This is a genomic window from Micromonospora sp. NPDC051141 (genome assembly GCF_044455765.1).
In the GTDB taxonomy this organism is placed as follows: domain Bacteria; phylum Actinomycetota; class Actinomycetes; order Mycobacteriales; family Micromonosporaceae; genus Micromonospora.
The window spans coordinates 48,595-68,826 of sequence record NZ_JBITFD010000003.1 but is presented as its reverse complement, the minus strand read 5'-3'; the positions used below and the strand labels follow the sequence as shown (position 1 = coordinate 68,826).

17 protein-coding genes and 1 pseudogene are annotated in these 20,232 nt (G+C 73.8%); 9 read left to right on the top strand and 9 right to left on the bottom strand.

Annotated elements, in window-relative coordinates:
• Positions 1-96: 96 nt before the first annotated feature.
• On the top strand, positions 97-2,220 hold the full coding sequence (locus tag ACIA6B_RS05655; RefSeq protein WP_396771334.1) for an MMPL family transporter: 2,124 nt from the start codon (positions 97-99) through the stop codon (positions 2,218-2,220).
• Positions 2,221-2,395: 175 nt separating this feature from the next.
• On the opposite strand, the gene ACIA6B_RS05650 is transcribed toward ACIA6B_RS05655, so the two are convergent.
• The 4 genes and pseudogenes from ACIA6B_RS05650 to ACIA6B_RS05635 all read right to left on the bottom strand — a co-directional run bounded on the left by ACIA6B_RS05650 (position 2,396) and on the right by ACIA6B_RS05635 (position 6,707).
• A complete protein-coding gene (locus tag ACIA6B_RS05650; RefSeq protein WP_396771332.1) occupies positions 2,396-3,520 on the bottom strand; it encodes a glycosyltransferase family 4 protein in 1,125 nt (374 codons plus the stop codon).
• Positions 3,517-4,776: a M48 family metallopeptidase gene (locus tag ACIA6B_RS05645; protein WP_396771330.1), complete on the bottom strand. Its 1,260-nt coding sequence runs from the start codon at positions 4,774-4,776 to the stop codon at positions 3,517-3,519. Before ACIA6B_RS05645 ends, ACIA6B_RS05650 begins: the two co-directional genes overlap by 4 nt.
• Before the next feature lie 142 nt (positions 4,777-4,918).
• Positions 4,919-5,148, bottom strand: a pseudogene (locus tag ACIA6B_RS05640) (hypothetical protein).
• A gap of 161 nt (positions 5,149-5,309) precedes the next feature.
• Positions 5,310-6,707, bottom strand: coding sequence for an NYN domain-containing protein (locus tag ACIA6B_RS05635; RefSeq protein ID WP_396771329.1), 1,398 nt, complete (start codon positions 6,705-6,707; stop codon positions 5,310-5,312).
• A gap of 126 nt (positions 6,708-6,833) precedes the next feature.
• Here ACIA6B_RS05635 and ACIA6B_RS05630 point away from each other — a divergent pair, with 126 nt between their 5' ends.
• From ACIA6B_RS05630 to ACIA6B_RS05610, 5 genes are all read left to right on the top strand, one after another.
• Positions 6,834-8,591 (top strand): DEDD exonuclease domain-containing protein, encoded by a 1,758-nt coding sequence (locus ACIA6B_RS05630; protein ID WP_396771327.1) that lies wholly within the window; start codon positions 6,834-6,836, stop codon positions 8,589-8,591.
• A gap of 126 nt (positions 8,592-8,717) precedes the next feature.
• A complete protein-coding gene (locus tag ACIA6B_RS05625; RefSeq protein WP_396771325.1) occupies positions 8,718-10,505 on the top strand; it encodes a RelA/SpoT family protein in 1,788 nt (595 codons plus the stop codon).
• Between the two features lie 49 nt (positions 10,506-10,554).
• Positions 10,555-11,094, top strand: coding sequence for an NUDIX hydrolase (locus ACIA6B_RS05620; protein ID WP_107159938.1), 540 nt, complete (start codon positions 10,555-10,557; stop codon positions 11,092-11,094).
• The gene (locus ACIA6B_RS05615) at positions 11,091-11,954 is read left to right on the top strand and encodes an NTP transferase domain-containing protein (protein ID WP_396771323.1); all 864 of its coding nucleotides are present in this window, start codon (positions 11,091-11,093) and stop codon (positions 11,952-11,954) included. The genes ACIA6B_RS05620 and ACIA6B_RS05615 overlap by 4 nt, the downstream gene beginning before the upstream one ends.
• A gap of 52 nt (positions 11,955-12,006) precedes the next feature.
• Entirely contained in the window at positions 12,007-12,294 is a 288-nt protein-coding gene (locus tag ACIA6B_RS05610) for an Lrp/AsnC family transcriptional regulator (protein WP_107159942.1), read from the top strand.
• 63 nt (positions 12,295-12,357) lie between these two features.
• On the opposite strand, the gene ACIA6B_RS05605 is transcribed toward ACIA6B_RS05610, so the two are convergent.
• The 5 genes from ACIA6B_RS05605 to ACIA6B_RS05585 all read right to left on the bottom strand — a co-directional run bounded on the left by ACIA6B_RS05605 (position 12,358) and on the right by ACIA6B_RS05585 (position 17,492).
• A complete protein-coding gene (locus ACIA6B_RS05605; protein WP_396771321.1) occupies positions 12,358-13,032 on the bottom strand; it encodes a DUF4142 domain-containing protein in 675 nt (224 codons plus the stop codon).
• A gap of 170 nt (positions 13,033-13,202) precedes the next feature.
• Positions 13,203-14,834, bottom strand: a complete 1,632-nt coding sequence (locus tag ACIA6B_RS05600) for a cytochrome b N-terminal domain-containing protein (protein ID WP_396771319.1) — start codon at positions 14,832-14,834, stop codon at positions 13,203-13,205.
• Positions 14,831-15,919, bottom strand: coding sequence for a ubiquinol-cytochrome c reductase iron-sulfur subunit (locus ACIA6B_RS05595; protein WP_396771317.1), 1,089 nt, complete (start codon positions 15,917-15,919; stop codon positions 14,831-14,833). The genes ACIA6B_RS05600 and ACIA6B_RS05595 overlap by 4 nt, the downstream gene beginning before the upstream one ends.
• Before the next feature lie 67 nt (positions 15,920-15,986).
• Positions 15,987-16,820 (bottom strand): cytochrome c, encoded by an 834-nt coding sequence (locus ACIA6B_RS05590; RefSeq protein ID WP_396771315.1) that lies wholly within the window; start codon positions 16,818-16,820, stop codon positions 15,987-15,989.
• A gap of 72 nt (positions 16,821-16,892) precedes the next feature.
• Positions 16,893-17,492, bottom strand: coding sequence for a heme-copper oxidase subunit III (locus tag ACIA6B_RS05585; RefSeq protein WP_091059316.1), 600 nt, complete (start codon positions 17,490-17,492; stop codon positions 16,893-16,895).
• A 108-nt stretch (positions 17,493-17,600) separates the two neighbouring features.
• Here ACIA6B_RS05585 and ACIA6B_RS05580 point away from each other — a divergent pair, with 108 nt between their 5' ends.
• The 3 genes from ACIA6B_RS05580 to trpD all read left to right on the top strand — a co-directional run bounded on the left by ACIA6B_RS05580 (position 17,601) and on the right by trpD (position 20,158).
• Positions 17,601-18,587: a cytochrome c oxidase assembly protein gene (locus ACIA6B_RS05580; RefSeq protein ID WP_396771313.1), complete on the top strand. Its 987-nt coding sequence runs from the start codon at positions 17,601-17,603 to the stop codon at positions 18,585-18,587.
• 47 nt (positions 18,588-18,634) lie between these two features.
• Entirely contained in the window at positions 18,635-19,033 is a 399-nt protein-coding gene (locus ACIA6B_RS05575) for a hypothetical protein (RefSeq protein WP_107159954.1), read from the top strand.
• Positions 19,034-19,111: 78 nt separating this feature from the next.
• Entirely contained in the window at positions 19,112-20,158 is a 1,047-nt protein-coding gene (gene trpD, locus ACIA6B_RS05570; protein ID WP_396771311.1) for an anthranilate phosphoribosyltransferase, read from the top strand.
• Positions 20,159-20,232 lie beyond the last annotated feature (74 nt).

Sequence of the window (20,232 nt, the reverse complement as noted above, 5' to 3'; positions counted from 1 at the left end):
GGAGTCGGGGCGGCACCCCTGACCGGCGGGCCGGCGGCCCGAAGGATCGAGTCAGGGCCCGCGGTCCGCGCCGGGCGACGAGTGAGAGGAACCCTGATGTCCCCGCACCGAACGGCCCGGCTGCCCGCCGGCCGCCGCGGCAAGTACGCCGTCCTCGTCCTCTGGCTGGCGCTGCTCGCGGTCGCCGGGCCGCTCGCGTTGAAGCTGGGCGAGACGCAGGACAACTCGACGCTCGGCGCGTTGCCGCCCGGCGTCGAGAGCAGCCGCGCCGCGCAGCGGGCCGAGGCCGCCTTCCCCGAGTCCCGCCGGCAGTCGGCCGTCGCCGTGTACGTCCGCGACACCGGCCTCACCGCCGCCGACCGGGCCCGGGTCGACGCCGACCGGGCGGCCTTCGCCGGGTACGCCGACGGCGGCGCGGTCTCCGCGCCGACGCCGAGCGCGGACGGCCGGGCGCTGCTGTTCTCGCTCCCGGTCACCCCCGACGAGGAGCGACGCGCCGACGCGGTACGCGCCATGAAGGACCGGCTCGCCGACGCGACGCCCGGCCTGCGGACCGCGCTGACCGGCGACGCGGTCGCCGAGAGCGACGTCTGGGACGCGTTCGACGGGATGGACGGCGCGTTGCTGCTGGCCACCGCCGTCACCGTCGCCCTGCTCCTGCTCGTCACCTACCGCAGCCCGGTGCTGTGGCTGGTGCCGCTGCTCGCGGTCGGCGTCGCCAACCAGCTGGCCGGCGCCACCGTCTACCTGCTGGCCCGGCACGCCGGCCTGGCGGTGGACTTCCAGAGCCAGACCATCCTCACCGTGCTGGTCTTCGGCGTCGGGGTGGACTACGCCCTGCTGCTCATCGCCCGCTACCGCGAGGAACTGCGCCGGCACGCCGACCGGCACGCCGCGATGGCGGTGGCGCTGCGCCGGTCGTACGGCGCGGTCTGCGCCTCCGCGGCGACGGTCGCGCTCGGGCTGCTCTGCCTCGTCGCGGCGGACCTGCCCGCCACCCGCGGCCTGGGGCCGGTCGGCGCGGTCGGCATCGTGGCCGCGTTGCTGGCGATGACCACGCTGCTGCCGGCGGTGCTCGTGGTGTGCGGGCGGTGGCTGTTCTGGCCGTTCGTGCCGCGCCACACGCCCGGCGCGAACGAGCGCGACCTGGACGCCGACCACGGGGTGTGGCAGCGGATCGCCGGCCTGGTCGGTCGCCGGCCGCGCCCGGTCTGGGTGGGCACCGCCGTCGCCCTGGTCGCGTTGACCCTCGGGATCGGCAATCTCACCCTGGGCCTGCCCGACGACGAGTCGTTCACCACCGAGGTCGGCTCGGTCGCCGGTCAGCGGCTGGTCGCCGCCCACTATCCGGGCGGGTCGGTCGCGCCGGTCGAGGTGCTGGCCGCCGCCGGCGCCGCCGACCTGGTCACCGGCGCGGCCCGCGCGGTGCCGGGCGTCGCGGAGGTGGGCGGGCCGCAGCGGTCCGCCGACGGTCGTTGGGTACGCGTCACCGCGGTGCTCGCCGCCGCCCCGGACAGCGCCGCGGCCCGGGACACGGTGGGCCGGCTGCGCACCGCCGTGCACGCGGTGCCCGGGTCGCAGGCGCTCGTCGGCGGGCGCACCGCGACGCTGCTCGACGAGCGACGCACGGTGGACCGGGACAACCGGGTGGTCATCCCGCTGGTGCTCGCCGTGGTCCTGGTGATCCTGATGCTCCTGCTGCGCGCGCTCGTCGCGCCGCTGCTGCTGATGGCGAGCGTGGTGCTGTCGTACGCGGCGGCGATGGGCGCCGCCGGGCTGCTGCTCGACGCGTTGGGCTACCCGCGGCTGTTCGTCGGCGTGCCGTTGCAGGCGTTCCTGTTCCTGGTCGCCCTCGGCGTGGACTACACGATCTTCCTGATGACCCGGGCCCGGGAGGAGACCGCGTCGATCGGGCACCGGCCCGGGACGCTGCGGGCGCTCACCGTCACCGGCGGCGTGATCACCAGCGCCGGGGTGGTGCTGGCGGCCACCTTCGGCGCCCTGCTGGTGCTGCCGCTGGTGCCGTCGGTGCAGATGGGGGTGATCGTGGCGGTCGGGATCCTGCTCGACACGCTCCTGGTTCGCAGCCTGCTGATCCCGGCGCTGACCCTGGACCTGGGCGTGCGTGTCTGGTGGCCGGGACGGCTGTCGCGTCGCCCGGCCGAGCGTCCGGAGGAAGCCCCGCCCACCGCGTCGAGGAGGGAGGCGGCCCCCGCCTGACACGTCGCCGCCGACGAGCCCGCGCCGTCCGCCCGGAGTGCCACGACCTCGCCCTCGGGGCGGGGGCGCGGTTCGGGGGCGGGCGGGCGGCGCGCTCCACGTGTCCGGGCGGTAAGCGGCGCACGGGTGAGGCGGGGACGGGACGACGGTGGCCGGTGAACCGCTCGGGCGCCGGTCAGCCGGCGAGCAGCGTGGCCATCCGCTCGGCCTGGGTCTCCCAGCGCCACTCCCGCTCGACCCAGGCCCGGCCGGCCGCGCCGAACTGGCGGGCGAGGTCGCGGTCGGCGAGCAGGGTCGCCACCCGGTCGGCGAGCTGGGCGACGTCCCGGCCCCGGACCACGTACCCGGTCTCCCCCTCGCGGACCGCGTCCGGCGCGCCGCCGGAGTCGCCCGCCACCACCGGCAGCCCGGTCGCGCTCGCCTCCAGGTAGACGATGCCCAGGCCCTCCACGTCCAGGCCGCGGTTGCGGGTGCGGCAGGGCATCGCGTACACGTCGCCGGCGGCGTAGTGCGCGGGCAGTTCGGCGCTGGGCACCGAGCCGGTGAAGACCACGTCCCGCTCCACCCCGGCCTGCCGGGCCAGCTTCTCCAGGGTGGCCCGGTAGGGCCCGCCGCCGACCACCAGCAGCGCGGCGTCCGGCACCCGGCGGCGGATCTCCGGCAACGCCCGGATCAGCGCGTCCTGCCCCTTGCGCGGCACCAGTCGCGACACGCACACCACCACCGGCCGGTCGGCGAGGCCGAGCCGCGCCCGGACCGGCTCGCCGTCGACGCCGGGATGGTAGGTCTCCACGTCGACGCCGGGCGCGAGGCGGCGCAGCTCGGTCAGCCCGTCCAACGCCCGGGCCAGCCGCACCCGGGTGTACTCGCCGAGGTAGGTGGTCACGTCCACGCCCCGGCCGATGCGTCGCAGCGCGGACCGGGCGCCGGGCAACGCGGCCCAGCCGACCTCGTGCCCGTGCGTCAGCGCCACCGCCCGGCGGATCCCGGCCCGGCGGCGCAGCCCCGACGCGAGCAACCCCAGCGGCGCCGCCGCGCCGAACCACACCGTGTCGCAGTCGTACGCCCGGGCCAGCCGGGCCGCCCGCCGGGCGATCAGCGGCGTGGGCAGCAGCACCTTGGTCCGTTCCCGGACGACCTCGAACGGCTGGTCGGCGTCGAACTTCTCCGCGCCCCGCCAGCTCGACGCGTAGACCACCACCGAGCCGGGCGGCTGGCGCACCGCGAGGTTGTGCACGAAGGACTGGATGCCGCCGGGGCGGGGCGGGAAGTCGTTGGTGATCAGCAAGGTGCGGCTCATCGGCCGTGCTCCCTGGCGTAGGCGCGGGCGGCGGCCATCCGCTCCACGGTGGACGGGTGGGACGCCGACCACAGGTACTCCCAGCGCGGCGGGTCGGGGTCGGCCAGGTTCACCCCGGCCAGCCGGCGCTGCATCGCCTCGAACGTCGCCGGGTCGCCGGTGAGCGCCAGCGCGTGCGCGTCGGCCCGGGCCTCCACCCGTCGGGAGACCAGCGCCTGCACCGGGGTGGCCACCAGCCCGACCACCGTGACCAGCGCGACGAGCAGCGGGAACGCCCGCGGCTGGGCGATGGAGTCGACGCCGGCCAGCCGCAGCAGCGGGGTCCAGGAGCCGACCAGGTACAGCGCCACCACCGCGGCGGCGGCGCCGAGCGCGCCGATCAGCGTGCCGGTCCAGACGTCGCGGTCCTTGGCGTGCCCCAGCTCGTGGGCGACCACGCTTGTCACCTCCGCCGGTTCCGCCTCGCGCAGCAGCGTGTCGTAGACCACCACCCGCCGGGTCGGCCCGAGCCCGGAGACGTAGGCGTTCACCGCCCGGGTCCGCCGGGACGCGTCGGCGACGAGCACGTCGCGGACCGGCACCCCGTCCCGGGCGGCCATGGTGGTCAGCCCGGTGCGCAGCGGGCCCGGCTCCATCGGGGTGAACCTGTTGAACACCGGTTCGACGAGCACCGGCAGCACGAACGACAGGATCACCACCAGGGCGGCGGCGCCGGCCGCGCCGTACGCCCACCACCAGCGGGGAGCGAGCCGGACCACCGAGTAGAAGGCGAGCAGGACGAGCGCGCCGATGACCGCGCTGACCGCGTACGACTTGAGCAGGTCGACCGTCCAGCCGCCCCAGCCCTGGGTGCTCAGCCCGTAGCGGACCAGCACGGTGCGCCGCCAGGCCGCGAACGGCAGGGTGAGCAGGTCGGCGAGGAACATGACGCCCAACCCGCCGAGCACGGCCTGGGCCACCCAGTGCCCGCCGAAGGGCCGGCCGCCCAGCTCGACCAGACGCCCGCCCAGCGGGGTGAGCCCGAGCAGCAGCGCCACCACCAGACCGACCACGAGCGCCGACCAGCCGGCCGGGCGCAACGCGCCGCCGAACGCCCGGCCTCGGGCCACCTGATCGACGGGGAGCGCCCGCAACGCGGCGAGCTGGTCGGCGCGGGGCGCCGGCGGCCGGCTCCACGGCACGAGCAGCGCCACGGTGACGACGAGCGCCACCGCCAGCCCGGCCAGGGTCAGCAGCGCCCAGGCGCGCGGGCTCACCACCCCACCCCGCCGTCGCCACCCGTCCGCGTCATGCCGCTCCCTCCCGCCGTGACCGCCCATCCTATGGCCCGGGTGCGGCGGGACGGCCCGGTGCCCGGACGCCGCCGCCCGGGTGGGCTGTGGACGACGGCCGGCGGGGTCAGGCCACCCGGCGGCGGCGGGTGGCGCGGCGGGGTGCGGGTGCGGAGGCGGGGGTGGCCGCCGGTGGCAGCACCTCCACGTCGAAGCCGGCCCGGGCGAACACCTCGATCGCCCGGTGCTCGGCCGGGCCAGGTCGGCCGCCGGGGATTCGGGGTCGAGCAGCGCGGTCACCAGGCACCCGGCGCAGCCGGCGCCGCGGATGCCGCAGCCGTCGCAGTCGATGAGCATGAACGCCTCCTGACACGGTCGCCGGTGGCGGTCGGGGAAGGGACCACCACCGTCGGTCACCGCAAGGCTATGCGCCGGGTACGACAGAACCGGACAACGAGGCAGCACCCACCCCGAAAACGATCATCCAGTCACCAGTCCGCCGAAGCGGCGCGAGCGGGTCAGGAGCGGGCGAGCCGGCGCAGCAGCGAGTCGGCGCCCAGCGGGTACGCGCCGTGCCGGCGTACCCCGTCGGCGACCTCGCGGTCCGACGAGACGACCACCACCGGCCGGCCGGCCGGCTCGGCGCGGACCAGCCGCCGGATCAGCTCGTCCGCGGTCTCGCCCTTGCGGGAGAAGAGCACCCGCACGCCGCGCGGCGCCGGCGGCAGCCCGTGGATCCGCTCGGCGCCGTCGAAGACCACCGTGACCTCGTCCCCGGTCTGCGCCGCGATCCCGCCCAACCCGGAGATCAGTCGCTTGCGCTGCTGCTCCAGCGACATCTCCCCGAAGCCGCGCTTGGTGACGTTGTAGCCGTCCACCACCAGGTGCGCCCGGGGCAGCGCGAGGAGCTGGTCGAGCCGGGCCGGGTCGTCGGTGTCGCGGGCCCGGGTCGCCGGTCCGGCCTGGGCGGCGCCCGGCTGGTCGGCGAACGCGTCGGCGACGAAGTCCGCCGGCAGCGTGTCCACCGGGTCGAGGGCCAGCTCCCGGCGTAACCCGACCGCGGCCTGGCCGATCGTCTCCAGCAGCAGCCACAGCCGGGCGTCGTCGACGGAGCGGGCCTCCTTGGCGCTGGCCCGGGCCACCCCGGCGGCGGCCTCCGCCTCGGCCAGCCGGGCCCGGGCGCGGCGCAGCTCGGCGTCCGCGTCGGCCGCCGCGCGGGCCGCCCGGCCCCGTTCGGTGGCCAGCAGCTCGGTGGCCCGGCGCTCCCGGGCCTGGGTCTCCCGCAGGGTACGGGCCAACTGCCGGGCCTCCTCGCGGAGCTGGCCCAGCTCCTCGCGGACCCGGGCCAGCTCGTCGCGGAGCTTCTCGGCCTCGACCCGGGCCACCGCCCGGTCGTGCTCGGCGCGGGTGGCCCGCTGCTCGGCCTCCCGGACCAGCTCGGCCACGACCGCGCTGTCCGCCTCGGCGCGCACCGCCTCCCCACTGGCCTCGATCAGCTCCCGCCAGCCCCGGGGCCGGGCCAGGTAGGCCAGCGCGGCCACCTCGACCGGGTCGGCCGCGGCCGGCGCGGTGCCCTCGACCACCGCCGCGCCGAGGTCACCGGCGTCGGCCAGGACCCGGGCGGTGACCCGCTGCCGGAACAGCGGGTCGGCGGTGAGCTGGGCGGCGATCACCGGAGCGCCGAGCCGGGCGCGGCGGTTGGGGGCGAACTTGGCGACCCGGCGCAGCGGCACCGGCACCTCGTCGGCCGGCAGGCCGGGCAGGACCGCGGCGGTCAGCGTGACGATCCGCTGGCGGACCGGCTCGGGGAGCGTGGGCTCGGGCTCGGGCGGCGACGGGTCCTCACCGGGCTCGGGCGCGCCGACCACCGGCTCCTCCGCGGAGGAGCGGTCGTCGTGCGGCTCGGTGAGGGGCATGTGGCAAGTCTCCCACCCCGAACGGGCCCACCGCCCGGTGAGTGAGCCGATCTCTCATCGTACCCCCGTGGTATCACCGGGGCCGGAGTGACGCGAGTGTCGGACCGTGCCGTTACCGTCCCGCTGGTGACGGGAACGGAGTACGTCCAGGAGTCGCTGGCCGGTCTGGACCGCGCGGCGGGCAGCGGCGTCGACCCCGCGCTGCCGCTCTACGCGACCACCTTCGTGGTGGTCGACCTGGAGACCACCGGCGGCGCGCCGGACGGCGGCGGGATCACCGAGATCGGCGCGGTGAAGGTCCGCGGCGGCGAGGAGCTGGGCGTGCTCGCCACGCTCGTCAACCCGGGCGTGCCGATCCCGCCGTTCATCACCGTGCTGACCGGGATCACCCAGGCGATGCTGGTGCCCGCCCCGCCGATCGAGCAGGTGCTGCCGAGCTTCCTGGAGTTCCTCACCGACGCCGTGCTGGTCGCCCACAACGCCCCCTACGACGTGGGCTTCCTCAAGGCCGCCTGCGCGAAGCACGGCTACCGCTGGCCCAACCCGCGGGTGCTGGACACCGCCGCGCTGGCCCGGCGGGTGCTCACCCGCGACGAGGTGCCCAACCGCAAGCTGGGCACGCTGGCCGGCTACTTCCGCACCGCCACCCAGCCCACCCACCGGGCGCTCGACGACGCCAAGGCCACCGTCGACGTGCTGCACGGGCTGATCGGCCGCCTGGGCGGGCACCGGGTCGACACGATCGGCGAGGCGATCGAGTTCGCCCGAGCGGTCACCCCGACCCAGCGCCGCAAGCGGCACCTCGCCGAAGGGCTGCCGAAGGTGCCCGGCGTCTACATCTTCCGGGCCGCCGACGACCGGCCGCTCTACGTCGGCACGTCCGTCGACATCGCCACCCGGGTGCGCAGCTACTTCACCGCCGGCGAGAAACGGGCCCGGATCTCCGAGATGCTGGCCGCCGCCGAGCGGGTGGAGGCGGTCGAGTGCGCCCACTCGCTGGAGGCCGAGGTCCGCGAGCTGCGGCTGATCGCCGCGCACGCCCCGCCGTACAATCGCCGGTCGAAATACCCGGAGCGCCAGGTCTGGCTGAAGCTCACCGACGAGGCGTACCCCCGGATGTCCGTGGTCCGCGACCTCGGCCCCACCGACACCGCCTACCTCGGCCCGTTCCGGTCCAAACAGGCCGCGGAGCTGGCCGCCGCCGGCTTCCACGACGCGGTGCCGCTGCGTCAGTGCACGCACCGGCTCTCCCGGCGCACCACCATGCCGGCCTGCGCGCTGGCCGAGCTGGGTCGCTGCCCGGCGCCCTGCGAGCACCGGATCAGCCCGGAGGAGTACGAACACGCCGCCGCCACCCCGTTCCGCACCGCCACCCGCGACGATCCCGCCGTGGTGGTCGACGCCCTGCTCGCCCGGATCGAGGTGCTCTCCGCCGCCCAGCGCTACGAGGAGGCGGCGGTGGCGCGGGGCCGACTGGTCGCGGTGCTGCGCGCGGCGGTCCGGATGCAGCGCCTGGCGGCGTTGACCGGCATCGCCGAGCTGGCCGCCGCCCGGCCCGCGGCCCGGGGCGGCTGGGAGCTGGCGCTGGTCCGGCACGGGCGGCTCGCCGGGGCCGGCGTGTCGCCACCCGGTGTCCACCCACGACCGACGATCGCGGCGATCCGGGCCACCGCCGAGACGGTGCTGCCCGGGCACGGTCCGGTGCCGGCGGCCACCGCCGAGGAGACCGAGCGGATCCTGTCCTGGTTGGAACGGCCGGAGACGCGACTGGTCGAGAGCACCGCCGGATGGGCCTCGCCGGTGGCCGGCGCGGGACGCTTCCGCGACCTGCTGGCGAAGGCCGAGAACGGCGGATCCCACCAACTCTCGACCGAACGCTCATGACCAAGTGTCCGATCGGACGACGCCGACTCCCTTAGGCTGTTGAAGAAGTGCAGCACTGCCCGATTCGCGGGTCTGCTCCCGGTCACCGGCCCCGGTGACCGCGGGCCGGGTGAGGAGGTGTCCCAGGTGGACGTCGACGCCGGACACGGCGCCGCCCTGGGCGGCGCCCTTCCGAACCAGGGCGAGCTACCGCTCACCCGCCGGCTGCGTTCGCTGCTCACCTGGCCCACCGCCGACGGCGATCCGGTCACCGCGCTGGTCCGCGCCCATCGTGGCATCCACGCCAGCGCCGACGTCTCGGTGCTGCGCCGGGCGTACACGATCGCCGAGAACATGCACCGCGGCCAGTTCCGCAAGAGCGGCGAGCCCTACATCACCCACCCGTTCGCGGTGGCGCAGATCTGCGCCGACCTCGGCATGGACACCACCACGCTGGTCGCCGCGCTGCTGCACGACACGGTGGAGGACACCCGCTACACGCTCCAGGCGCTCCAGGAGGACTTCGGCGGCGAGGTGGCCCACCTGGTCGACGGCGTGACCAAGTTCGACAAGGCGTTCTACGGCAAGGCCGCCGAGGCGGAGACCGTCCGCAAGATGATCGTGGCGGCCGGCAAGGACGTCCGGGTGCTTGTCATCAAGCTGGCCGACCGGCTGCACAACATGCGGACGCTCGGCGTCCGCTCCGCCGCCTCGCGGGAGCGGATCGCCCGCAAGACCCTCGACGTGCTGGTCCCGCTCTGCGACCGGCTGGGCATCCAGACGCTCAAACGCGAACTGGACGACGTGGTGCTGTTGCACCTGCGGCCCGAGGAGCACGCGCGGATCGCCCGGTTCGTGCACGACCGGCCCGGCTGGGACGCCTACCTCGCCGACGTGGTGGCCCGCACCCGGGCGGCGCTGCGCCGCAGCCGGGTGGACGCCGACGTCTCCCCCCGCCCGCGACACCTCTACTCGATCTGGAAGGACACCGTCGCCGGCGGCCACGCCGCCCCGTACGACCTGCCCCGCATCGCCATCGTGGTGGACGGCCCGGCGACCGACTGCTACGCCGCGCTGGGCGCCGTGCACGGGCTCTGGCGACCGGTTCCGGGCCGCTTCAAGGACTTCATCGCCTCACCGAAGAACAACCTCTACCGGTCGCTGCACACCAGCGTCTGCGGCCCGCAGGACCGCACGGTCGAGGTGCTGATCCGCACCACCGAGATGCACCGCTCCGCGGAGTACGGCGTGGCCGCCCACTACCGCTTCCCGCGCGCCGCGGGCCGGGCCGCCGACCGGGCGGACGAGCTGGCCTGGCTGCGCCGGGTGCTCGACTGGGAGCAGGACACGGTCGATCCGACCCAGTTCATGGCGTCACTGCGCTGTGACCTGTCGGAGGCGCAGATCCAGGTGGTCGCCGACGGTCGGCAGTTGGTGCTGCCGGCCGGGGCCACCCCGGTCGACCTCGCGTACGAGCTGGGCACCGAACGCGGTGACCACTGCCTCGCCGCCCGGATCAACGGCCGGCTGGCCCCGCTCTCCTCCGAGCTGGAGGAGGGCGACGTGGTGGAGATCTTCACCGAGAGCGACGCGGAGAGCGGCTTCGAGGCCGACGTCGCGCCCCGCGGTCCGCGCCGGGAGTGGCTGGGCTTCGTCAAGTCCCCGCACGCCCAGATGCAGATCAACAGGTGGTTCGCCGAGCACACCGAGCCGGGCATCTCGATCGCCGACAAGGTCCGGCTCGGCCGCGCCTCGATCGGCCTGGCGCTGCGCAAGCACAACCGGGGCCTGGCCAGCGACCTGCCCCTGCTGCGGCTCTCCGAGGAACTGGGCTATCCCGACCTGGAGACGCTGCTGGTCGCGGTCTTCGACCGCTCGGTCGAGCCGGACACGGTGGTCCAGCAGCTCATCGACCTGGTCGACCACCGGCAGTAAGGTGAAGGGCCTTCGCCCCGGCCGACCCGGCGGCCACTAGCCTGAACGCATGATCCCCCGCGCGCGTGCCACCGGACGGGCCTTCGGCTACCGCCTCTTCTACCGGTTGCCGGTCCCGCTGCGGCGGCGGCTGGTCCGGCTGGCCGTGCCGAAGTACATCGTCGGTGCGGTCACGCTGGTCCGGGACGCGGAGGCCACCGGCGCGGGACGGATCCTGCTGCTGCGCCAACCCCCCGGCCACAGTTGGAGCCTTCCCGCCGGCCTGCTGCAACGCGGTGAGCCCCCGGTGGTCGGCGCCGCCCGGGAGCTGCACGAGGAGTCCGGCGTCCGGCTCTCGCCCGACCGGCTCCGGCCCGCGGTGCCGAACGCGGTGGTGCACGCCAAGGGCTGGGTGGACGTGGTCTTCGAGGTGACGGTGCCGGCGTCGAGCACCACGCTGAAGGTGGACGGGGCCGAGGTGTTGGAGGCCGCCTGGCACCCGCTCGACGATCTGCCCCGGCTCAGCCGTGCCACCGCCAACCTGCTGGCCCACTACGGCATCGGCCCACGCGCCGGCGAGGTCCCGCCGCCCGTGCCCCCGGCCGCATGAGCCCCGAATCGCGTGCCGGGGTCGAGGTGTGCGCGGTGGTGCTGGCGGCCGGCGCCGGCACCCGGTTGCGCCCGCTCACCGAGCGGGTGCCCAAGGCGCTCTGCCCGGTCGGCAACGTGCCGCTGCTCGACCGCGCCCTGGCCCGGCTCGCCGGTCTCGGCCTGACCGGTCCGGACCGGGTCGCGGTGAACGCCTGCTACCTGGGCGACCAGGTGACCGCGTGGGTCGGCGACCGGGCCCACCTCTCCGTCGAACCGGGCGAACCGCTGGGCACCGCCGGCGGTGTCGGCCGGCTGCGCGACTGGATCGCCGGGCGGGGCGTGCTGGTCGCCAACGCCGACGCGTACCTGGCCGACCCGGCGGCGCCGCCCGGCCCCGACGTGGCCGCGCTCTGCGACGGCTGGGACGGGCGGAGCGTACGCCTGCTCGGCCGGCCGGCGGACGATCCGGCCGCCCACGGCACCTTCGCCGGCCACCGCTTCGCCGGTCTGTCGCTGCTGCCCTGGCGGCTGGTCCGGGACCTGCCGGCCACGTTCGACGAGCTGGTCCGGGCGGTGTGGCGGCCGGCCGAGGCGGCCGGGGCGCTGACCGTGGTCCGCTACCGGGGAACGTTCTACGACACCGGCACGCCGGCCGACTACCTGGCCGCCAACCTGCACGCCGCCGGTCCGGCCGGGCTGGTCGACCCGTCCGCGACGGTGGACGGGCCGGTCACCCGCTCGGTGGTCGGCGCCGGCGCGCGGGTCCACGGCGCGGTCGACCGGTCGGTGATCTGGCCGGGCGCGACGGTCGCCGCCGGGGAACGCCTCGACGGCGTGATCCGGGCCGGCGCCGACCTGACCGTCCCGGCCGCGCGGTGACCGGCGTGGGCTCTAGCATGGGGCTCGTCGCCGACGAACGGAGAACCGTCCCGTGATCACCGCGATCGTGCTGATCGACTGCGCCACCGACTCCATCCCCGAGGTGGCCGAGAACCTGGCCGCCCTGCCCGGCGTCAGCGAGGTCTACTCGGTGGCCGGGCACGTCGACCTGATCGCCATGGTCCGGGTCCGCGAGTTCGAGCAGATCGCCCAGGTCATCGCCGGGAGCATCTCCAAGGTGCCCGGTGTGCTCAACACCGAGTCGCACATCGCGTTCCGGGCCTACTCGCAGCACGACCTGGAGGAGGCGTTCGCGATCGGGCTGGCCAGCGCCGACTGAGACGCCGGTGGCCGGCCCACCCCGGCGAGGGGCGGACCGGCCACCGTCGGTCGTGCGGTCGGGTCAGCTCTGCGCGGGCGCCGGGGTCTCCGTGGTGCCCGGAGCGGGCTCCTCGGTCCCGGTGCCGCCCGGCGCGGACGACTCGGTGCCGCCCGGTGCCGGCGACGTGGTGCCGCCCGGGCTGGGCGTGCCGCTGGCGCTGGTCTGCGGCACCGGGACGCCCAGCGTCTGGGCCAGCGCCACAAGCGCGTCGTAGTGCGCCTGGAGGACCGGCAGCGCGTCCTGGGCGAGCTGCACCACCGACTGTTCGGAGCCCTGCGAGATCTCCGTCTGGGTGGCCTGGATGGCCTGGACGTGGCCGGCGAGCTGGGCGGTCACCCACGCCTTGTCGAACTGGGCTCCGTTGAGCCCGTTCAGCTTGTCGAGGACCTTCTGCTGGTCGGCGGTCGGGTCGGCCGGAAGCTGTACGTTGAGCTGCTGCGCGGTCGACTTGACCGTCTGGTCCAGTTGGGTGTGGTCCGTGACGAACATCTTGCCCAGGTCCTTGACCTGCTGGTTCTGGCCCTTCTGCTGGGCCAGGTTACCGGCGGTGATCTCGAACAGGTTGACCTGGTGCACCGCCTGCAGATACTGGGTGTCCTGCGTCGACGGCTGCGCCGCGGCCTGAGCCGCGGCGGCGGGCGCCAGCCCCACGACCACCAGCGCGGCCAGCAGACCCAGGCGTTTGATTCCCCACATGCGTTCCTCCCCCATGAGACGTCGGACCGCACGGATACCCGGCTGACCGGGGTTATTCCTGCGATTCCACCCGTCCGGGGCGCAGCGATCCGCCGATCGGGGCGACGAAACGGACGTGGCGCCCGCCGGAGGAATCCGGCGGGCGCCACGGTCGGTCGTACCCGGAAGGGTCAGCGTCGGCTCTCGCCGCTGCCGATCTCCTCCCGCTCTCCTCGGGGCTCGACCGGCGGGTGGCCCGGCGAGACCGGCGCCTCGGCCGGCTTCTCGATCGGGTAGAAGAAGCCCCGGATGGCGGGCCCGAGGGCACCGAGCCGGTTCATCTTCTTGGGCACCACCCAGCCGACGTAGTCGAGCGCCGGCGCGTGGCCGTCGTGCCCGTCCGCCGACGTGAGCGGCTGGTGGACCTCGACGAACCGGCCGTCGGGCAGCCGCTTGATGATGCCGGTCTCCACGCCGTGGGCCAGCACCTCCCGGTCGTGCTGCTGGAGACCCAGGCAGATCCGGTAGGTGACGTAGTAGGCAAGCGGCGGGATGACCAGCAGACCGATCCGGCCGGCCCACGTCATCGCGTTCAAACTGATGTGGAACTTGTCGGCGATCACGTCGTTGCCGCCGGAGAGCGTCAGCACGACGTAGAAGGCGACCGCCATCGCGCCCACCGCGGTCCGGGCCGGCACGTCCCGGGGCCGCTGGAGCAGGTTGTGGTGCTTGTAGTCCTTGAGGCGGCGGGCCTCCAGGAACGGGTACATCGTCGACAGGCCCACCAGGATGCCGGGGAGCACGACCGTCGGCCAGAACAGCGGCGGGATGACGTACCCGTCGCCGATCGGGATGCTGATCTCCCAGCCCGGCATGAGTCGGGTCGAGCCGTCGAGGAACATGACGTACCAGTCGGGCTGGCTGGCCGCCGAGACCACCCACGCCTCGTACGGGCCGAAGTACCAGATCGGGTTGATCTGGAAGAGGCCACCCATCAGCGCGATCACGCCGAAGACGACCATGAAGAAGCCGCCCTGCTTGAGCGCGTAGCGCGGGAACATCCGCTCGCCGACCACGTTCTCGTTGGTCCGGCCGGGGCCGGGCCACTGGGTGTGCTTCTGCTTGAACACCAGGCCCAGGTGCACGCTGATCAGCGCCACCAGCAGGCCCGGGATGAGCAGCACGTGGGCGATGAAGAAGCGGCTGATGATGATCATGCCGGGGAACTCGCCGCCGAAGATCGACGAGCTGACCCAGGAACCGACCACCGGGATCGACAGGATGATGCCGGAGGCGATCCGCAGGCCGGTGCCGGAGAGGCCGTCGTCGGGCAGCGAGTAGCCGGTGAAGCCGGCCAGGAAGCCGACCCAGAACAGCAGCGAGCCGATGATCCAGTTGGTCTCACGCGGCTTGCGGAACGCGCCGGTGAAGAAGACCCGGAGCATGTGCACCACGATCGCGGCCATGAACAGCAGGGCCGCCCAGTGGTGCATCTGCCGCATGATCAGACCGCCCCGGACGTCGAACGAGATGTCCAGGCTGGAGGCGTACGCGGCCGACATCGGGGTGCCCCGCAGCGGCGCGTAGCTGCCGTCGTAGGTCACCTCGGTCATCGCCGGCTCGTAGAAGAAGGTCAGGAACACACCGGTCAGCAACAGCACCACGAACGAGAACAGCGCGATCTCGCCGAGCAGGAAGGACCAGTGATCGGGGAAGACCTTGTTCAGCAGCTTGCGCAGCGGCGTGGCGACCTGGAAACGATCGTCCACCGCCCCGGCGGTCTTGGCCGGCAGCGCGGCCGCATCGAACTTTCGGCGCTTCATGGCCGCTCCCAGAAGTCGGGACCGATGGTCTCGGTGTAGTCGGACCTCGCCACGAAGAAGCCTTCCTCGTCCACCTCGATCGGCAGCTGCGGCAGCGGCCGGTTCGCCGGGCCGAAGATCGGCTTGGCGTTGTCGGTGATGAGGAACTGGGACTGGTGGCAGGGGCAGAGCAGCCGGTTGGTCTGCTGCTCGTAGAGGCTGGCCGGGCAACCGGCGTGCGTGCAGATCTTGGAGAACGCGACGTAGTTGCCCCACATGAAGTCGCCGCGGCCCTTGCGCTCGTTGGCCGCACGCGACTTCTGCGCGTCGTCCTCGCGCAGGTGGATCAGCAGGGTCGGGGAGTCGGCGTGCCGGTTGCTGACGCCGCCCTCGATGCCCGGGAACACGGTGAGCTGGCCGCCGACGCTGACGTCCGCCGGGCGGATCGGCCGGCCGTCCTCGCGGATCAGCCGGATCTTCTCACCGCCCTCGGCCGGCGCGAAGCCGGTGGTGAACATCTGGTTGTTCTTGTGCGGCTGCTCGATCAGGCCACCGATCAGCGGCGCCGCGGCGACCGCGCCGACCGGCGCCAGGCCGGCCAGCAGCGAGATGCCGAGCAGCGGACGCCGCTTCACGCCCAGCTCGTCGGCCAGGTAGAGCATGGTCTCGCCGGTGATCTTGCGATCCTCCGGGTTGCCGCCCTGGTCGTGCCGGTCCTGGATCGAGACCTCCTTGGGCAGCAGCTTCTTGCCCCAGGTCAGGATGCCGAAGCCGATGCCGAGCAGGGCCAGGCCCAGGGTCAGGCCGAGCAGCGGCGTGTAGAGCTTGTCGCCGCCACGACCGGCCTCCCACTGCCACGGCCACCAGATGTAGATCACCAGGAAGGCGGTGGCGGCGACGCCGGTCAGCAGGAACATCAGCGCGACCGTACGGGTCAGCCGGCGCTCCGCCTTGCTGCCCGGGACGACCTGCTCCTCGTAGTGGACGATCTCGATGTCGTCCCGCCGGGCGCCCTCCTGGACGATCTCGAACCGGGAGAGCCGGGGGTCGTACACGTCGACCGGCTCCGGACCCTGCTGGGCCTGGTGCTCGGTGTGGGTGCTCATGCCGTCACCTCGCTACGCGTGGCGCCGGTGGCCGGCACCAGGGCAATGATACAGATGTTCGCCTGGGTCACGACTTGCCCGCGATCCACAGGCTCGCGAAGACCAGCGCGACGATGCCGACCAGGAAGATCGCCAGACCCTCGGTCGACGGGCCGTACCGGCCCAGGTTGAAACCGCCCTGGTCCTGGTCGCTCTTCAGCGTCTCCTGGATGTAGGCGATGATGTCCGCCTTCTCCTGCGGAGTGATCTGGTTGTCGCCGAACACCGGCATGTTCTGCGGGCCGCTCAGCATGGCGGCGTAGATCTGCCGGTCGCTGGCCGGCTTGAGGCTCGGGGCGTACTTGCCGGAGGAGAGCGCCCCGCCGCCGCCGCCGAACGCGTGGCACTGCGAGCAGTTGATCCGGAACAGCTCGCCACCGGTGGACATGTTGGCGCCCTCGCGCAGGTTGCCCGACGGCACCTGCGGGCCGCCACCGAGCTCCTGGATGTACTGCCCGAGCTGGCGCACCTGCTCGTCGGTGAACTGCGGAGGCTTGCGCATGGCCTGCGCCTCCTGCCGGGCCATCGGCATGCGGCCGCTGCCGACCTGGAACTCGACCGAGGCCGACCCGACGCCGATCAGGCTCGGGCCCCGGCCCTCTACGCCCTGGGCGTTGCGACCGTGACAGGTCACGCAGCTCACATCGAACAGCGCCTTGCCCTCGTTACCGGCGGCGGTCAGCGGCGGGTTGTCCTGCGCCTGCACGCCCGGGGCGAAGACGGTGTAGGCGCCGCCGGCCAGCATCAGCGCGGCGGCCAGCCGGACCGCGGCACCCAGCCGGCGGCGGCCCCTGCTGCGCGCCACGGGCCGCCCGCGCAGCCGCGCGAGCAGACCGCGTCGGCGGTCGTTGTCAGAAGTCATGACCTGTGTCCTTAACCGGTTGGACCTTGTCTCAGGGGACGGAGCAGCGGCGCGGTTCGGAACGCGCCAAGATCACTGAAGCCAGTAGATCATGGCGTACAGCCCGATCCACACGACGTCGACGAAGTGCCAGTAGTAGGACACCACGATCGCCGAGGTCGCCTGGGCCGGCGTGAACCGACCCATGGTGGTGCGGACCATGAAGATGATGAAGGCGATCAGCCCGCCGGTCACGTGCAGACCGTGGAAGCCGGTGGTCAGGTAGAACATCGACCCGTAACCGTCCTCGTTGATCTTGACGCCCTCGTGCACCAGGGTCCGGTACTCGTTCGCCTGGCCGAGCACGAAGATCAGACCCATCACGAAGGTGATCGTGAACCACCGACGCAGGGCGTGGACGTCACCCTTCTCGGCCGCGAAGACACCGAGCTGGCAGGTCACCGAGGAGAGCACGAGGATCACCGTGAAGGTGGTCGCGTACGGGATGTTGAGGACCTCGGTGTGCTTCTCCCACTGCTCCGGCGCCGCCGCGCGGATCGAGAAGTACATCGCGAACAGCGCCGCGAAGAACATGAGTTCGCTGGAGAGCCACACGATCGTCCCGACGCTGACCATGTTCGGCCGCGTCAGGGAGTGGATCCGGCTCTTGTCAATGGCTGGGGCCGCAGTCACGCGGTCATTATTGCCCTTGACCGGGACCGACGATCAGCGGGGTGGCAAACCGGTGCCCGCAGTGGCCCGATCGTGGTCGTCCGCTTCGCCTGACCTACCCTGAAAAGCGTGCTGCACGTCGATCAGATCCTCGCCGTCACCTCGGCCGCCGCCCCGGCGACCCTGGCGGCGGGAGGCGAGGCCGCCCCACCGCCGTTCACCGTGGCCCGGGTGCTCACCGAGACCCGGCTGGAGAGCTGGCTCACGCTGGGCCTGGTGCTCGCCGCCGGGCTCTACCTGTACGGGGTGCACCGGTTGCGGCTGCGCGGCGACCGGTGGCCGGTGCTGCGTACCGTCGCGTTCCTCGGCCCCGGGCTCGGCGGCATCGCCGTGGTCACGGTCAGCGGGCTCGGCGCGTACGACACCGCGCTGCTCTCGGTGCACATGGTGCAGCACATGGTGCTGTCGATGATCGCGCCGATCTTCCTGGCGCTGGGCGCCCCGGTGACGCTGGCGCTGCGCACGCTGCCGGTACGGCCCCGCAAGCGGCTGCTCGCGGTCGTGCACAGCCGGCTGGCCCGGATCTACACCTTCCCGCTGGTGGCGTTCGCCATCTTCGTGGCGAACCCGTTCGTGCTCTACTTCACCAACCTCTACGAGTTCACGCTGCGCCACGAGTGGGCGCACGAGCTGGTGCACGCGCACTTCATCATGACCGGCTGCGTCTTCTTCTGGCCGCTGCTCGGCCTGGACCCGCTGCCCGGGCGCTGGCCCTACCCGGCCCGCGCGCTGCTCATGCTGCTCTCGGTGCCGTTCCACACCGTGCTCGGGCTCACCATCATGCAGAGCACCACGCTGCTCGGCGGCGACTGGTACCCGTCGCTGAACCTGGCCTGGTCCGACCCGCGCAACGACCAGGTGGTCGCCGGCGGCGTCCTCTGGGCCGGCGGCGAGTTCGTCAGCGTCACCATGCTGGCCGTGCTGGTCGTGCAGTGGATCAAACAGTCGGAGCGCGAGGCCCGCCGGCTGGACCGCGAGCTGGACCGCCAGGAGGCCCGCCAGCGCGCGGCCGAGGCGAACGCCGGGGCCGGGACCGGGCCCACCGGCGGAATGTGACGACCGCTACGATCAGCGGGCAGCTACGAGGTGGGAGCCACGTCACGATGAGCGATCGTCTTTGCACCGTCCTGCTCTACAGCGACGACCCGAAGGTCCGGGACCGGATGCGGCTCGCCGTCGGCACCCGGCCGGCGCCCGGCATCGAGATCGAGTTCGTCGAGGCGTCCGACTACGCCGGCTGCGTCCGGCTGGTCGACGACTACGAGATCGACCTGCTCCTCCTCGACGGCGAGGCGAGCCCGGGCGGCGGCATCGGCATCGCCCGGCAGATCAAGGACGACCGGGACGACGCGCCGCCGACCTGCGTGGTGCTGGCCCGCGCCGCGGACCGCTGGCTCGCCGCGTACGCCGAGGTCGACGCCACGCTGACCCACCCGCTGGACCCGGTGATCGCCGGCAGCACCGTGGCGGAGCTGCTGCGCCGCACCCACGCCGCGGCCTGATCCACCCTGCGGCGCCACGGCGACGCGGCCGTGGCGCGCCCCCAACCGCTTCACTTCACGCCGCTCGGGAGGCCCGCCATGGGCGAACGGACCTGGCCGCTTCTGCTCAACGCGCTGCTGCGCGGCGAGGAGCTCTCCGCCGCCGACACCGCCTGGGCGATGGGCGAGATCATGGCCGGCTCGGCCACACCGGCACAGATCGCCGGCTTCGCCGTCGCGCTGCGCACCAAGGGTGAGACCCCCGCCGAGCTGGGCGGCCTGGTCGAGACGATGCTGACCCGCGCCGTGCCGGTCGAGCTGCCCGAGGAGGTCCGCGCCACCGCGCTCGACGTGGTGGGCACCGGCGGTGACCTCGCGCACACCGTCAACATCTCCACCATGGCGGCGCTGGTGGTCGCCGGCGCGGGTGTCCGGGTGGTCAAGCACGGCAACCGGGCCGCCTCCTCCTCCTGCGGCACCGCGGACGTGCTGGAGCAGCTCGGTGTGCCGCTCGACCTGGCTCCGGAGCAGGTGGCCCGCTGCGTCACCGAGGCGGGCATCGGCTTCTGCTTCGCCGCCCGCTTCCACCCCGGCATGCGGCACACCGGCCCGGTCCGGCGCGAGATCGGCGTGCCCACGGCGTTCAACTTCCTCGGGCCGCTGACCAACCCGGCCCGGCCCCGCGCGGGCGCGGTGGGCTGCTTCGACCGGCGGATGGCGCCGGTGATGGCCGCCGTCTTCGCGGCCCGCGGCGACTCGGCGATCGTGCTGCGCGGCGAGGACGGGCTGGACGAGTTCAGCACCGCCGCGCCGACCCGGGTCTGGGTGGCGCAGCAGGGCGCCGTCAGGGAGTCGGTGCTGGACGCGACGGAGCTCGGGGTGCCCCGGGCCACCCTCGCCGACCTGCGGGGCGGAGACGCTGTCCACAACGCCGACGTGGTTCGGCGGCTGCTGGCCGGCGAGACCGGCCCGGTGCGCGACAGCGTGCTGGTGAACGCCGCCGTCGCCCTGGCCACCCAGGGCCCGCTCGACGGGGACCTGCACGAGGCGCTGCGGGTCAACCTGGGCCGGGCGGCCGAGGCGGTCGACTCGGGCGCCGCCGCAGCGGTGCTGGACCGCTGGCTGGAGGTCGCGCGCTCCGCCTGAGCCGGGGAGTGTCGGACCCCCGTGCCAAACTACAGGGGAGTAATTTTCCGTTTTCGACCGATGACCCTGTCGGT

Excerpts from the sequence above, each read along its gene's own strand:
- ACIA6B_RS05635 (WP_396771329.1), bottom strand. The coding sequence starts at position 6,707 with ATGCCCCTCACCGAGCCGCACGACGACCGCTCCTCCGCGGAGGAGCCG.
- ACIA6B_RS05650 (WP_396771332.1), bottom strand. The coding sequence starts at position 3,520 with ATGAGCCGCACCTTGCTGATCACCAACGACTTCCCGCCCCGCCCCGGC.
- ACIA6B_RS05600 (WP_396771319.1), bottom strand. The coding sequence starts at position 14,834 with ATGAAGCGCCGAAAGTTCGATGCGGCCGCGCTGCCGGCCAAGACCGCC.
- ACIA6B_RS05595 (WP_396771317.1), bottom strand. The coding sequence starts at position 15,919 with ATGAGCACCCACACCGAGCACCAGGCCCAGCAGGGTCCGGAGCCGGTC.
- ACIA6B_RS05590 (WP_396771315.1), bottom strand. The coding sequence starts at position 16,820 with ATGACTTCTGACAACGACCGCCGACGCGGTCTGCTCGCGCGGCTGCGC.
- trpD (WP_396771311.1), top strand. The coding sequence starts at position 19,112 with ATGGGCGAACGGACCTGGCCGCTTCTGCTCAACGCGCTGCTGCGCGGC.
- ACIA6B_RS05575 (WP_107159954.1), top strand. The coding sequence starts at position 18,635 with ATGAGCGATCGTCTTTGCACCGTCCTGCTCTACAGCGACGACCCGAAG.
- ACIA6B_RS05615 (WP_396771323.1), top strand. The coding sequence starts at position 11,091 with ATGAGCCCCGAATCGCGTGCCGGGGTCGAGGTGTGCGCGGTGGTGCTG.
- ACIA6B_RS05655 (WP_396771334.1), top strand. The coding sequence starts at position 97 with ATGTCCCCGCACCGAACGGCCCGGCTGCCCGCCGGCCGCCGCGGCAAG.
- ACIA6B_RS05605 (WP_396771321.1), bottom strand. The coding sequence starts at position 13,032 with ATGTGGGGAATCAAACGCCTGGGTCTGCTGGCCGCGCTGGTGGTCGTG.
- ACIA6B_RS05620 (WP_107159938.1), top strand. The coding sequence starts at position 10,555 with ATGATCCCCCGCGCGCGTGCCACCGGACGGGCCTTCGGCTACCGCCTC.